General features: G+C 73.1%; 10 protein-coding genes and 1 pseudogene. 3 read left to right on the forward strand and 8 right to left on the reverse strand.

The features are described 5' to 3' along the window. Nucleotides 1–593, forward strand: a pseudogene (locus tag AB0J68_RS14145) (serine/threonine protein kinase); the annotation flags it as partial. Here AB0J68_RS14145 and AB0J68_RS14150 read toward each other — a convergent pair. Then, on the reverse strand, nt 580–921 hold the full coding sequence (locus AB0J68_RS14150; protein WP_355064894.1) for a hypothetical protein: 342 nt from the start codon (nt 919–921) through the stop codon (nt 580–582). The pseudogene AB0J68_RS14145 and the gene AB0J68_RS14150 overlap by 14 nt on opposite strands. Before the next feature lie 169 nt (nt 922–1090). Here AB0J68_RS14150 and AB0J68_RS14155 point away from each other — a divergent pair, with 169 nt between their 5' ends. Both AB0J68_RS14155 and AB0J68_RS14160 read left to right on the forward strand, forming a co-directional pair. Next, nucleotides 1091–2032, forward strand: a complete 942-nt coding sequence (locus tag AB0J68_RS14155) for a transporter substrate-binding domain-containing protein (RefSeq protein WP_354856532.1) — start codon at nt 1091–1093, stop codon at nt 2030–2032. Beyond that, on the forward strand, nt 2029–3183 hold the full coding sequence (locus tag AB0J68_RS14160) for a hypothetical protein (protein WP_363938749.1): 1155 nt from the start codon (nt 2029–2031) through the stop codon (nt 3181–3183). Before AB0J68_RS14155 ends, AB0J68_RS14160 begins: the two co-directional genes overlap by 4 nt. Nucleotides 3184–3190: 7 nt before the next feature. Here AB0J68_RS14160 and AB0J68_RS14165 read toward each other — a convergent pair whose 3' ends face one another. Genes AB0J68_RS14165 through AB0J68_RS14195 form a run of 7 tightly spaced genes read right to left on the reverse strand, consistent with a single transcriptional unit; the run spans nt 3191 to nt 12333 of the window. Further along, entirely contained in the window at nt 3191–4354 is a 1164-nt protein-coding gene (locus AB0J68_RS14165) for an acyl-CoA dehydrogenase (RefSeq protein ID WP_354856537.1), read from the reverse strand. Then, the gene (locus AB0J68_RS14170) at nt 4351–6426 is read right to left on the reverse strand and encodes a biotin carboxylase N-terminal domain-containing protein (protein ID WP_363938752.1); all 2076 of its coding nucleotides are present in this window, start codon (nt 6424–6426) and stop codon (nt 4351–4353) included. Before AB0J68_RS14170 ends, AB0J68_RS14165 begins: the two co-directional genes overlap by 4 nt. Before the next feature lie 11 nt (nt 6427–6437). After that, nucleotides 6438–8039 carry a carboxyl transferase domain-containing protein gene (locus AB0J68_RS14175; RefSeq protein WP_363938755.1) on the reverse strand — a complete coding sequence of 534 codons (1602 nt, stop codon included), beginning with the start codon at nt 8037–8039 and terminating at the stop codon, nt 6438–6440. Further along, the gene (locus tag AB0J68_RS14180) at nt 8036–9283 is read right to left on the reverse strand and encodes an acyl-CoA dehydrogenase family protein (protein WP_354856544.1); all 1248 of its coding nucleotides are present in this window, start codon (nt 9281–9283) and stop codon (nt 8036–8038) included. Before AB0J68_RS14180 ends, AB0J68_RS14175 begins: the two co-directional genes overlap by 4 nt. Further along, nucleotides 9280–10956: an acyclic terpene utilization AtuA family protein gene (locus AB0J68_RS14185; RefSeq protein ID WP_355135818.1), complete on the reverse strand. Its 1677-nt coding sequence runs from the start codon at nt 10954–10956 to the stop codon at nt 9280–9282. The genes AB0J68_RS14180 and AB0J68_RS14185 overlap by 4 nt, the downstream gene beginning before the upstream one ends. Then, the gene (locus AB0J68_RS14190; RefSeq protein ID WP_355064906.1) at nt 10953–11750 is read right to left on the reverse strand and encodes a TIGR03084 family metal-binding protein; all 798 of its coding nucleotides are present in this window, start codon (nt 11748–11750) and stop codon (nt 10953–10955) included. Before AB0J68_RS14190 ends, AB0J68_RS14185 begins: the two co-directional genes overlap by 4 nt. A gap of 37 nt (nt 11751–11787) precedes the next feature. Beyond that, nucleotides 11788–12333, reverse strand: a complete 546-nt coding sequence (locus AB0J68_RS14195) for a TetR/AcrR family transcriptional regulator (RefSeq protein WP_355065029.1) — start codon at nt 12331–12333, stop codon at nt 11788–11790. Nucleotides 12334–12813 lie beyond the last annotated feature (480 nt).

A 12813-nucleotide genomic window follows, 5' to 3' on the forward strand; every position in this document is an offset into this window, starting at 1 on the left:
CAGCGCCGGCCGCCGGGGACGCTGGGGCGGGAGTCCTCGACCGGGGGGCGCGGCGGCGGCGCTGGTTCCTCGGCGGCGCCGGAGTGCTGGCGCTCGCCGCCTCGGCCACCACCGGGGCCTGGCTGGCGAGCAGTGGTTCGCCGCCCGACCCGTCACCGTCGGTGACCCAGGTCGCGGCACCGGCGACCGGGCCGCTGCCCGGCTGCGCGTCCGGCGCCGGGGCACCGACCGCGCTGCCCAGCGGTGCCCGTTGCCTCCCCGAGCTGGAGTGCTTCGGCCCGGTGCGCATCCGCGGCGCCCGCGCCGAGGCGGCCCGGGTCCCCTGCGACGGCCGGCACACCTGGGAGACGTACGCCGAGGGCATCCTGCCGGTGCCGCTCGTCGGCGCGGCCTACGACGAGGTGATCGCCGCCGAGCCGGTACGGCAGGTGTGCAGCGCCACGACGTTCCGACTGACCACGAAGATCGCCGAGCCGGTCGGCTGGCACCTGGAGGTGTTGCCGCCGGTGGACGGCAACGTCGACCGGATCTACCGGTGCCTGGCGGGGCGGGGCGTCGACGCGCTCACCGCGCCCACGCTCACCGGTCGCTGAACCCGCCGCGCGCCCGTCCCCGGTCACGCACCGCACGCAACGCGTCCCGGCTGTCCAGGGCGTCGAGCGTGTCCGCGTCGATCCCGTACGGCATCAACTCCGGCGGCGCGGTGGCGTGCGGTTGGTCCGCCGGCTCTGGTTCGGCGCGCTGGCGGGCGGCGGACACGGCGACCGCGGTGACCATGGCCAGCAGCACGCAGAGCAGTGCGAGAACGACACCGAGAAAGTCCTGCCGGCGCAGAACGACCAGCAGGGCCAGCAGCGCGACGGCACCGGGCGCCGCGACCGCCGCCACCATCCGCGCATCGATCCTGGACAGTCGATTCACCCCTCCAGCATGTCCTGACCGGGCCCGCTGTCAACCGGAGACGCGATCCGCCGCGCCGATCGGCGTTGATCGAACGGACCAGCCGACCCGACCGGTCGGGGTGCACACGCAGTGGACCCAGCTCGCTACTCTCGGTGTTCCGCAGGCTGCTCCGTCAGCGAGGTCGCCCATGAACGTCCACAGTTCCCAGTCCCGGCTCCGCTCGGTCGCGACGACGCTGGCGGTTGCCCTGACCCTCACCCTCTCCGCCGCCGCCGGCTGCGACAGCCGCAAGGAGCCGGACCTGCCGTCGGTGCAGGAGAAGCTGCGCGAGTCGCACATCTACGGGCAGTCGAAGCTGCGCATCGGTGTCGCCACCAACGAGCCGTTGATGGGCGACCTCCGCAACGGCCAGCACGTCGGCTTCGACGTCGAGATCGGTAGGTACATCGCCGCCTCCCTCGGTTACGAGGGCGACCAGCAGTTGGAGTTCGTGTCGGCGGCCACCGAGGACCGGATCCCGTATCTGCAGGGCGGCACCGTCGACCTGGTGGTGTCCAGCTTCTCGATGACCGAGGAGCGCAAGAAGCTGGTCAGCTTCGCCGGCCCGTACTTCGTCACCACCCAGGAGGTGCTGGTGCCGGTCCGGCTGAAGGACAAGATCCGCACCATTGAGGACCTGCGCGACCCGGCCTACAAGGTCTGCACCACCGGCGGTTCCACCACGGAGGGTGAGCTGGAGAAGCGCCAGGTCAAGGCGTTGGTGGTGAAGGACGTCTGGGATTGCGTGACAGGCATCCGCGCCGGCCGGTACGACGTGGTCAGCTCGGACGAGACGATCCTCGCGGGCTTCCTGGCCACGTACCCGAAGGAGTTCGAGATCGTCGACCTGCCCTTCGGCACGAGCGAGCTGTTGGGCATCGGCGTGCCGATCGGCGATCCGGCGCTGCGTGACCTGGTCGCCTTCTTCCTGCAGAAGAGCTACCAGCAGGGCCGCAACGGGCAGGCCAGCCCGTGGCTGACGGCGTACAACCGGACCCTGGGCCCGTGGCTGCGCGTCGAGAAGACTCAGCCGCAACCCCTTGAGGTTCCGAAGCTGGTCGACTTCGACGACAAGGCGCCCCGGCGGTGAGCACGGTGCCGACCGCCACCGGTGACGCGAGCGCCGGCGGCGGGGTGCCGCCGCCCCGGCCTTCCGTGCCGACCGACCACGTCGAGGTGGACGCCGTTGGGTGGCCGACCGGGGTGCCGCGGGCCGAACCCGCCGTGCCGGTCGCCGACGTCGAGCAGGTGCCGGTGCGGTGGGAACCGGCGGAGCGGCGGGCGCGGGCCAGCCAGTCGTTCTGGACGGCGGTCGTGGGCGTACCGGCGATCTTCTCGGTGCTCCGGCTCGGCGTGGAGGCGGGTGGGGAACTCCAGACCACGCTGCTGCTGGTCGCCAACGTCGGTCCGGTCAACCTGCTCGCCGGGTTCCTGACCACGGCGGCCCGGCTGCTCTCCACCGGACTGGTCGCCGTCTTCGCGCTCGGCGCGGTGCTGGCCGTGAGCGTGGAACGACTGCCGCCGGGCACCCGCCGCCGCCCGCTCTTCGCCCGCTGGGCGGATCTCACCCCGGCCTGGGTCGTGCTGGCGAGCTTCCTGCTCGCCCTGCTCACCTGGCCGCTGCTCTACCTGCCGCTGCTGCTGCCGGCGTTCGCCGCCGCGTTCCAGCTCCGTCCCGACCGGCTGCACGAGTGGGTCGTACCCCGGTTGTCGGCGATCGTCGCGCTCTTCGCCGGGTACGGCTGGCTGCTGCTGCCGACGCTGCGGGACGCGGGTGGGCAGGGTGAGCTGCTGGTGCTGGCACTTCTCGTGGTGCCGCCGGTGTTGGCGCTCTTCATCGCCGGGCCGCTACCCGGCGTGGTGATCCGACCGCTGGCGTCGCTGACCGAGGTGGCAGTGCTGGCCATGCTGGTCTGGGCCGCGCTGCCGGTGATCAGCACACCGGTGCTCCCGCTCACCGTCACCACTGTGGGCGCCGAGAACGGCCCGACCGAAGACGTACGGGGGCACGTGGTGACCACCGACGACGTCAACATGGTGATCCTGCAGGAACGGGGTGGAGTCCGGTACGTGCCGGTGGGCCTCGTCCGCGCGCAGGTGCTCTGCCCGAGCGAGGAGGAGCTGCCCCGGCACCGGCTGCGGATCCACGACTTCCACATCGAGGATTCGCTGCTGGAGGGGATGGGCCGCCGCGTCCGCCCGGTGCACCGCATCGACGCCGCCTGCCGCTCCCCCGGCTGACCGCTGCTCAGTAGGACTTCTCCTGACCGAGGACGTGTTGGGCGACGAAGTTCAGGATCATCTCCCGGCTGACCGGGGCGATCCGGCCGGCCCGGACCGCGCCGAGCAGGGTGGCCACCCCGTACTCGGTGGTCATGCCCGCCCCGCCGAGGGCCTGCACGGCGGTGTCCACGGCGAGCGCGGCGGCCTCCCCGGCCGCGTACTTGGCCATGTTGCCGGACACCCCGGCCTCCAGGTCACGGCCGGCGTCGTACAGGGTGGCGGCCTTCTGGATCATCAGCCGGGCCAGCTCCACCTGCACCGCCGCGTGGGCGAGCGGATGCGACACCCCCTGGTGCGAGCCGATGCTCCGGCCACCCCACACCTTGCGGGTGGCGGTGTACTCGCTGGCCCGCTCGATGGCGTACCGGCCGGTTCCGGCGCCCATCGCGGCGACCGTGATCCGCTCCGGGTTGAGCCCGGCGAAGAGCGCGGGCAGGCCGGCGTCCAGGGATTCGCCGACCAGCGCGTCGGCGGGCACCCGCACGTCGTCGAGGTAGAGCAGGAACTGGTTCTCCGGAGAGACGATCTCCATGTCCAGCTTGGACCGGGTCAGCCCGGCCGCGTCGGTCGGCACCAGGAACAGCGCGGGCTTCAACTTGCCGGTGGAGGAATCCTCGGTCCGGGCCACCACCAGGACGTGCCCGGCCTCGTCGACCCCGGAGATGTAGCACTTGCGGCCGTTGAGCAGCCAGTCGTCGCCGTCGCGGCGGGCCACCGTGCCGAGCCGGTGGAAGTTGGAGCCGGCCTCCGGCTCGGTGATCGCGAAGACGATCTTCTGCGAGCCGTCGGCGAGGCCGGGTAGGTGCCGCTTGCGCTGCTCCTCGGTGCCGTGCCGGTTGATGACGGTGGCCGCGATGGCGGGGGAGACCACCAGCAGCAGCAGCGGGCAGCCGGCCGCCGCCAGCTCCTCGCAGACGATGGCCAGCTCGGTGATGCCGCCGCCCCCGCCGCCGTACTCGGTGGGGATGTTGACTCCCAGATAGCCGAGCCGTCCAGCCTCGGCCCACAACTCGGTGGTGTGCTCACCGGCCTTCGCCTTCTCGACGAAGTAGCCGTGGCCGTACCGGCGGCCCAGCGCCCGCACGGCGTCGCGCAGCTGGTCCTGCTCGGGGGTGAGGTCGAAGGTCATCGGGGGTCCTCCTCGGGGTTCGACGGCTCCAGGTCGCCGCTTGCGGGGGAGCCGTCGATGACGGCCAGGACGGTGCCGGTGCGCACCTGACCGCCGGCCGGCACCGGCAGCTCGGTGACCACGCCGTCGGTCGGGGCCAGCACGGGATGTTCCAGCTTCATCGCTTCCAGCGTGAGCAGTGGATCGCCGGCCGTGACCCGCTGGCCGACCTGGACGTGCACCCGGGTCACCGCGCCGGGCAGCGGCGCGAGCAGCGACCCGGCCGCCACCGCCGCCGTGGGCAGCGGGAGACGCGGCAGCTCGACGAGGCTCGCCGCCCCGTCCGGGCCGTCCACGAAGACCTCCGACCCCACCCGGTGTACGCGGTACGCCTGCCGAACCCCGTCGACGTCGAGCACCACCCGGTCGGGGGTCGCCTCGACCAGCGCCACGGTCGGCGCGTTCGCCGATCCGGAGGCGTCGCTGACCTTCGGCCGCTCGGCGGAGTCATCGGCTGGCAACGTGCTGGACCAGTCGGCGAGCGCGCCGGTCCGGTCCAGGCGGTAGCGGATCTCGATCTTGTCGCCGTTCGACCCGACGAAGCGGGTGGTCTGGGGGACCGCGGGCACGTTGCGCCAGCCCGAGGGAAGTCCGGCGAGGACGGGCGCGTCCGTCCGACGCTGCGCGGCACCGGCCAGCGCCGCCGCGAGCGCGGCGACCGGGAGTCGGTCGGCGGGGAGCAGCGGCGCGAAGACCTCCGGGTGCCGGTCCAGGAATCCGGTGTCGATCTCGCCGGCCGCGAACTCCGGGCTGCGCAGCACCCGAACCAGCAGATCGCGGTTGGTCGCCACCCCGTGCAGCTCGGCCCGCGCCAGCCCGCCCGCCAGCGCGCGGGCCGCCTCCGACCTGGTCGGCGCCACCGCGATCAGCTTGGCGAGCAGCGAGTCGTAGTGCACACCCACCACCGAGCCCGCCACGACGCCGGAGTCGAGCCGCAGGCCCGCCCGCTGGATCCAGCCGAACTCGCGGTCCACGCCGGGCACGTCGAAGCGGTGCAGGGTGCCGGTGGCGGGCCGCCAGCCCTGCGCCGGCTCCTCGGCGCAGAGCCGTACCTCGATCGCGTAGCCGCGCGCGGCGGGGTAGTGGTGGTGCTCGGGCAGCGGGGCGCCCTCGGCCACCAACAACTGCATCCGGACCAGGTCCAGCCCGACCGGGGTGATCAACTCGGTGACCGGGTGCTCCACCTGGAGCCGGGTGTTCATTTCGAGGAAGAAGAATTCGCCGGTCGGTGCCAGCAGGAACTCGACCGTGCCGGCCCCCACGTAGTCGACAGCCCGTCCGGCAGCCACGGCGGTCTCGTGCAGCCGCTCCCGCAGCCCCGGCGGGAGATCCCCGGGCGCCTCCTCGATGATCTTCTGGTGCCGGCGCTGGATCGAGCACTCCCGGACACCGAGGGCGGCCACCGTCCCGTGGGTGTCGCCGAAGATCTGCACTTCCACGTGCCGGCCGCGCTCGACGTACCGCTCGATGAAGACCGTGCCGTCGCCGAACGCTGCAGCCGCCTCGCGGCGCGCGGAGGCCACGGCCTCGGGCAGCTCGGCGGCGGCCCGGACGATCCGCATGCCCCGCCCGCCACCACCCGCGGACGCCTTCACCAGCACCGGGAAGCCCGTGACCTCGTCGGCGTCGGTCCAGCTCGGCAGCATCGGCACACCCGCGTCGGCGAGCAGCGCCTTCGCCGCCAGCTTGTCGCCCATCGCGGCGATCACCTTGGCCGGCGGCCCGACCCAGGTCAGCCCGGCGTCGGTCACCGCCGCCGCGAATTCGGCGTTCTCGGCGAGGAAGCCGTAGCCGGGGTGGACGGCGTCCGCGCCGCTGCGCCGGGCCGCGTCCAGGATCAGGTCCACCCGCAGGTACGTCTCGGCCGGCGTGTTTCCGGGCAACCGCACCGCCTGGTCGGCCTCGGCGACGAACGGCGCGTCGGCGTCCGCGTCGGAATGCACGGCGACGGTCTGCACACCCATCGCGCGGCAGCTGGCGAAGACCCGGCGGGCGATCTCGCCCCGGTTGGCCACGAGCAGTCTGTTGATCATGAGTGGCCCCTCTACATCCGGAAGACGCCGAAACCGTCGGCGCCCTTCACCGGTCCGTTGTGGATCGCCGAGAGGCAGAGCCCCAGCACGGTGCGGGTGTCCCGGGGGTCGATCACCCCGTCGTCGTAGAGCCGGCCGGAGAGGAAGAGCGCGCCGGACTGCGACTCGATCTGCTGCTCGACCATCATCCGCATCGCCGCGTCGGACTCCTCGTCGAAGGAGCGCCCCCGGGCGGCGGCGGCCTGCCGGGCCACTATGGACAGCACCCCGGCAAGCTGCGCCGGGCCCATCACCGCCGACTTGGCGTTCGGCCAGGTGAACAGGAACCTCGGCTCGTACGCCCGCCCGCACATGCCGTAGTTGCCGGCTCCGTACGAGGCGCCCAGGTTCACCGTCAGGTGCGGCACCGTCGAGTTCGACACCGCGTTGATCATCAACGCGCCGTGCTTGATGATGCCGCGCTGCTCGTACTCGGTGCCGACCATGTAGCCGGTGGTGTTCTGCAGGAAGATCAGCGGGGTGTCCGAGGCGTTCGCGAGCTGGATGAACTGGGCCGCCTTCTGTGCCTCCGCGCTGAACAGCACCCCTCGGGCGTTCGCCAGCACCCCCACCGGATACCCGTGCAGCTCGCCCCAGCCGGTGACCAGCGCGTCTCCGTACGCCGGCTTGAACTCGTCGAAGTCGCTGCCGTCCAGGATCCGGGCCAGCACCTCGCGCGGGTCGAACGGCACCTTCAGATCGGAGCTGACGATGCCGAGCAGCTCCTCCGGGTCGTACTTCGGCGGCTGCGGCACGGCCGTGCGCGGCGACGGGCCGTGCTTGCGCCAGTTGAGCCGGCGGACGCACTGCCGGGCCAGCCGGATGCCGTCGCGCTCGTCGGCGGCCAGGTAGTCGGCGAGCCCGGACGTGCCGGCGTGCATCGCCGCGCCACCCAGCGACTCGTCGTCGGTGACCTCGCCGGTCGCCATCTTCACCAGCGGCGGCCCGGCCAGGTAGACCTGCGACCGGTCCCGAATCATGATCACGTGGTCGGACATCCCCGGCACGTACGCGCCACCGGCCGTGGCGTTGCCGAAGACCACGCTGACCGTGGGGATGCCCGCGGCCGAGAGCCGCGTCAGGTCCCGGAACACCCGACCACCCGGGATGAAGATCTCCGCCTGGGTGGGCAGGTCCGCCCCGGCCGACTCGACCAAATTGACCATCGGCAGCTGGTTGGCCAGGGCGATCTCACCGGCCCGCCGGGTCTTCGCGAGCGACCACGGGTTGACCGCGCCGCCGCGTACCGTCGGGTCGTTGGCGACGATCAGGCACTCCACGCCCTCGACCACGCCGATACCGGTGACCACGCTGGCCCCGACCGGGAAATCCGTGCCGTACGCGGCGACCGGCGACAACTCCAGAAACGGGCTGTCGGCGTCCACCAGCAGCTCGATCCGCTCCCGCGGGAGCAGCTTGCCGCGCTTGTGGTGCCGGGACACGTACTTCTCGCCACCGCCCGCCCGGGCCTGGTCCAGCGCGGCGTCCAACTCGGCCAGTCGCTCCAGCAACGCCGCCCGGTTCGCCACGTGCCCCGGTGCGGCCGGATCGATCGCGCTGTCCAGGATCGTCATAGGCCCATGCCCTTCGCGATGATCTCGTTCATGATCTCGGTGGTGCCGCCGCCGATGCCGAGGATCCGGGCATCGCGGTAGTGCCGCTCCACCTCGGCGTCGCGCAGGTAGCCGAAGCCGCCGTGCAGTTGCAACGCCTGGTCGACGACCTGGTCACAGGCGGCCACCGCGACGTTCTTGGCCATCGCCACCTCGGTCACCACCGGCTCGCCGGCGACTGCTCCAGGTCGCGGCGCGGCGTCAGACGCGCCGAGCTGGAGTGGTCGAGCCACCCGGATGGCCACCTCGTGCACGTACGACCGGGCCGCCTCGGCGCGGGTGTGCATCTCGGCCAGCCGGTGCCGGACCAGCTGTCGGCTGGCCAGCGGACGCCCGAAGGTCTCCCGGTCCCGGCACCAGCGCACCGCCAGCTCGACGCAGCGCTGCGCGGTCGCGTACGCCTGGGTCGCCAGCGACAGTCGCTCGGCGGCGAAGTGCTGCATGATCGCCAGGAAACCGGTGTTCTCCGCGCCGATCCGGTTGGCCACCGGCACCCGCACGTCGACGAAGGACAGCTCCGCCGTGTCCGAGCAGTGCCAGCCCAGCTTCTCCAGTCGGCGCCCCACCGTGAACCCGGGCGACCCCTTGTCGATGACGAGCAGGGTCAGTTCACCGCTGCCGGGGAAATCGGTGCACACCGCGGTGGTCACGAAGTCGGCCCGGTGCCCGCTGGTGATGTAGGTCTTCGACCCGTTCACCACGTAGTGGTCGCCGTCGCGGCGGGCGGTGGTGCGGATGCCGGCCACGTCGGAGCCGCCGTCCGGCTCGGTGATCGCCAGCGCGCCGATCATCGTGCCGGCCAGGGTGGGCCGGACGTACCGCTCGATGAGGCCGTCGTCGGCGGGCGACGGGCTGCCGCCGAGCCGGCCGCCCAGCGACCCGCCGGTGCGGGCGCCCGCCGCGGCGACCATGTGCGGCAACGCGATGCCGTGCGTGAACAGGGCCGCTACCAGACCGGACGAGCCGCCCGAGCGGATCAGCTCCTCCGTCACGATGATCGAGTCGAGCAGGTCACCGCCGCTACCGCCCACCGACTCGGGAAAGCCGATGCCGAGCAGGCCGAGCTTCGCGGCGGTCGCGTGCAGGGCCCGGGGGACCTCGCCGGCCCGCTCCCAGTCGTCCAGGTGCGGCAGCACCTCCCGGGTCACGAAGGCCCGGGTCAACTCGCGCAGCTGCCGCCGTTCGGGGGTGTCCACGATGCTCATCGCGCCATCCCCGTCGGCACATCGGCGGGCAGGTCGACGATCCGGGCGCGCAGCAGCTCACCGAGCGCCTTGGCCTGCGGATCGAACCGGGTGGACGCGGCGACCCCGGCCCCGAGCAGGCCCTCGATCACGAAGTTGACCGCGCGCAGGTTCGGCAGCTCGTAGCGCCGCACCGACAGCGACGCCGTCTCCGGCAGCAGCTCGGCCAGCCGCTCGACGGTCAACCAGGCGCGCAGCCACGCGTACCCGGCGTCGCTGCGGGCCCAGACACCGAGGTTGGCGTCGCCGCCCTTGTCGCCCGAGCGCGCGCCGACCAGCTCGCCGAGCGCCCCGCGCCGGGTCGGGCCGTCGACCGCCGCGTCGCCGCCCGGTACGGTCTCGTCGTCCGCGGTGGGGACGGTGCGGAACGGCGGGGCGATCGGCACCCGCTCACCGCCGGGCAGGACCGCGACGTGCGCGACCTCGTCCTGCGGCACGGTGTCGGCGGTGAAGACGCCGTACGGTGTCGCGTCGCCCGGGAGGGTGGTCAGCGTGCAGCCCGGGTAGGAGGCCAGCGCCAGCTCCACCGCGGCGGCTGAGAAGGCCCGCCCGGCCCGCGCCTTGTCACTGTCGCGCAGGTGTACGTGCAGCAGGGCGCTGGCCACCTCGGTGTCGGCGGCGTCCGGGTGGTCGGTGCGGGCCAGCGTGACTTCCAGCCCGTCCTTGCCCACCGCCTCCTCGATCTGCCCCCGTACCAGGGCCGCCTTCGCCTCGATGTCCAGCCCACAGAGGACGAACGTCATCGAGTTCCGGAAGCCGCCGAGGTTGTTGACGCCCACCTTGAGCGTTGCCGGCGGCGGGGTGCCCCGGACGCCGGAGACCCGGACCCGGTCCGGCCCGTCGGGGCGCAGCGTCACGGAGTCCAGCCGGGTGACCACGTCCGGCCCCAGGTAGGCCGGCCCGCCGATCTCGTAGAGCAGCTGGGCGGTGACGGTCTCCACGGTGACCGCGCCGCCGGTGCCCGGATGCTTGGTGACCACGGATGAGCCGTCGGAGTGCACCTCGGCGATCGGGAAGCCGGGGCGGTGGCCGCCGTCGGGCAGTTCGGTGAAGAAGCTGAAGTTGCCGCCGGTGACCTGCGCGCCGCACTCCAGGAGGTGCCCGGCGACGGTCGCCCCGGCCAGCTCGTCGAGGTCGTCGCGGCCCCACCCGTACCGGGCGATGGCCGGGCCGACCACCAATGACGCGTCGGTGACCCGGCCGGTGACCACCACGTTGGCACCGGCGTCGAGGCAGGCGGCGATCCCGAACGCGCCCAGGTAGGCGTTCGCGGTGAGCGCGTCGGGCCGCTGGAGCGCGTCGCCCTCGACGTACCCCACCTGGGCCGACAGGCCCAGACGGCCGGCGAGCGCCTCGATGGCGGCGGCCAGGCCGGCCGGATTCAACCCGCCGGCGTTGGTCACGATCCGCACCCCCCGGTCGAGGGCTGTGCCCAGGCACGTCTCCAGCTGGCGCAGGAACGTCTTCGCGTAGCCGAGGTCGGGGTCGCGCAGCCGGTCCCGACCGAGGATCAGCATGGTCAGCTCGGCCAGGTAGTCACCGGTCAGCACGTCCAGTTCGCCGCCGTCGAGCATCTCCCGCCAGGCGGTGAACCGGTCGCCGTAGAAGCCGGAGGCGTTGCCGATGCGGATCACGCCCGTACTCCGTTTTCGCTGGCCGGTGCCCGGCCGGCCCCCGGCGGCCCGGCGAAGGCCTGCGCCACGTCGAGCCACTCGTCGGCGATCGGGCCGGTGGCCACCAGGGCGAGGTCCGCGCGGTGGCGGCGTTGGGTGACCAGGAGGCAGAAGTCCCGGGCCGGGCCGCTCAGCCGGTCGGCGGCGTCCGCCGGACCCCAGGTCCACATGTCACCGCCGGGCCCGACCAGCTCGACCCGGACCGGCGCCGCCGGTGCCGGCCGGCCGTGGGCGGCGAAGCCGTGCCCGAGAGTACGCACGCCCAGGTGCGCCACGTGCCGGAGCCGGTCGCTGTCGGGGCGGACGACACCGACGGCGTCGGCCACGTCCTCGCCGTGTGCCCAGGTCTCCATCATCCGGGCCGTCGCCATCGAGGTGGCCGACATCCGGGTGCCGTACCAGGGCAGCTTTTCGCCGGCCGGGACGGCGGCCAGGGCGTCGGCGAGTGCCGCCCGCCCGGCGCGCCAGCGGGCGAGCAAGTCGACGGGCGGGGCGAGGAATCCATCGGCACCGGCGTCCACCAGCCGCGTCACGTCCGGAGCGCCGGTCACCGTCGCGTAGAACGCCTCGGTATCGGTGGCGGCCAGCAGCGCCACGTGGTCGGTCCAGGCGAGGTGGGCGATCTGGTGCCCGATGCTCCAGCCGGCCGCCGGGGTCGGGCGGGCCCAGTCGGCCGCCGGCAGCGGAGCCACCAGCGCGTCCAGGTCGGCGGACTCGTCGGCCAGATCCGCGAGCAGGTCACTGAGGTCGACCATGGTGCCTCCGGTCGGCGCGGGGCCGGTGTGGCCGGGGTCAGGGCGTGAGGAGGGTGGCGAGCTGGCGTTTCCAGGTGACGAGCAGGGCGGCACGGCGGGCCGAGTCGTCGCTGAGCAGGTTGGCCACCCCGAGCCCGCGCAGCAGGTCGAGGGTGGCCTGCACGGCTTCGCGGACGCCGGGACGACGCTCGTCGACCCCGAGCAGGGCGACGGTGAGCCGGTGCATCTCCCGGCCGACCGTCGCCTCCAACGGGACCAGGGCGTCGCGGAGCTCCGGGTCGGTGCGGGCGGCCACCCACAGTTCGAGCGCGGCGACGAAGAGCGGCCCGGTGAAGGCCACCCCGAGCAGGTCGATCACCCGGTCCAGCCGCTGCGGGCCGGCCGGCAACGCCTCGGCCTCGGTGCGCAGCTCGTTGGCCCGGCGCTCGGCTAGATGGGCGACGGCGGCCGTGACCAGCGCGGCCTTCGTCGGGTAGTGGTGCAGCTGCGCGCCCCGCGAGACACCTGCTCGCGCCGCCACGACGGTGGTCGTGGTGCCGGACCAGCCATGATCGATGAGGCAGTCGACGGTCGCCTCCAGCAGGCGGGCCTGGGTGGCGCGACTGCGCTCCTGCTGGGGAACACGCGTCGCGCCGGCGGACGTCGCGGCAGCGGACGTCGCGGCGGCAGACGTCGCGGCGGCAGACGTCGCGGCGGCAGACGTCGATGCGGCGGACACGGCAACAGCCTGCGGCCTCCGAAACAAACAGTCAAGACTGACTTTTTTATGGCTGGATCGGCGATGTGCTCAGGTCGAGCTGACCTCGACTGCCCTCCCCGGCCCCTGTAGAGCTGCCCCACGAGTGGGGCGGCGGCGACGTCTGGTCTGCCCCTCCTACTCCGGGGCCCTCCGGAGAGCTGCCCTGCCTCGGGATTGGGCGGCGACGATGCGCCATCTGCCCCTCCACCTCCAGGGCCTTCGTAGAGCTGCCCCGGGGCTGAGGCGGCGACGATGCGCCACCTGCCACTCCCTGGCCCTGTAGAGCTGCCCCAGATCTGGGGCAGACCAGGCGTCGCCGCCGCC

This window comes from Micromonospora sp. NPDC049580 (genome assembly GCF_040675595.1).
In the GTDB taxonomy this organism is placed as follows: Bacteria; Actinomycetota; Actinomycetes; order Mycobacteriales; family Micromonosporaceae; genus Micromonospora.

Coding starts and splice junctions, on each gene's coding strand:
- AB0J68_RS14155 (WP_354856532.1), top strand. CDS start 1,091: ATGAACGTCCACAGTTCCCAGTCCCGGCTCCGCTCGGTCGCGACGACG.
- AB0J68_RS14165 (WP_354856537.1), bottom strand. CDS start 4,354: ATGACCTTCGACCTCACCCCCGAGCAGGACCAGCTGCGCGACGCCGTG.
- AB0J68_RS14170 (WP_363938752.1), bottom strand. CDS start 6,426: ATGATCAACAGACTGCTCGTGGCCAACCGGGGCGAGATCGCCCGCCGG.
- AB0J68_RS14175 (WP_363938755.1), bottom strand. CDS start 8,039: ATGACGATCCTGGACAGCGCGATCGATCCGGCCGCACCGGGGCACGTG.
- AB0J68_RS14180 (WP_354856544.1), bottom strand. CDS start 9,283: ATGAGCATCGTGGACACCCCCGAACGGCGGCAGCTGCGCGAGTTGACC.
- AB0J68_RS14190 (WP_355064906.1), bottom strand. CDS start 11,750: ATGGTCGACCTCAGTGACCTGCTCGCGGATCTGGCCGACGAGTCCGCC.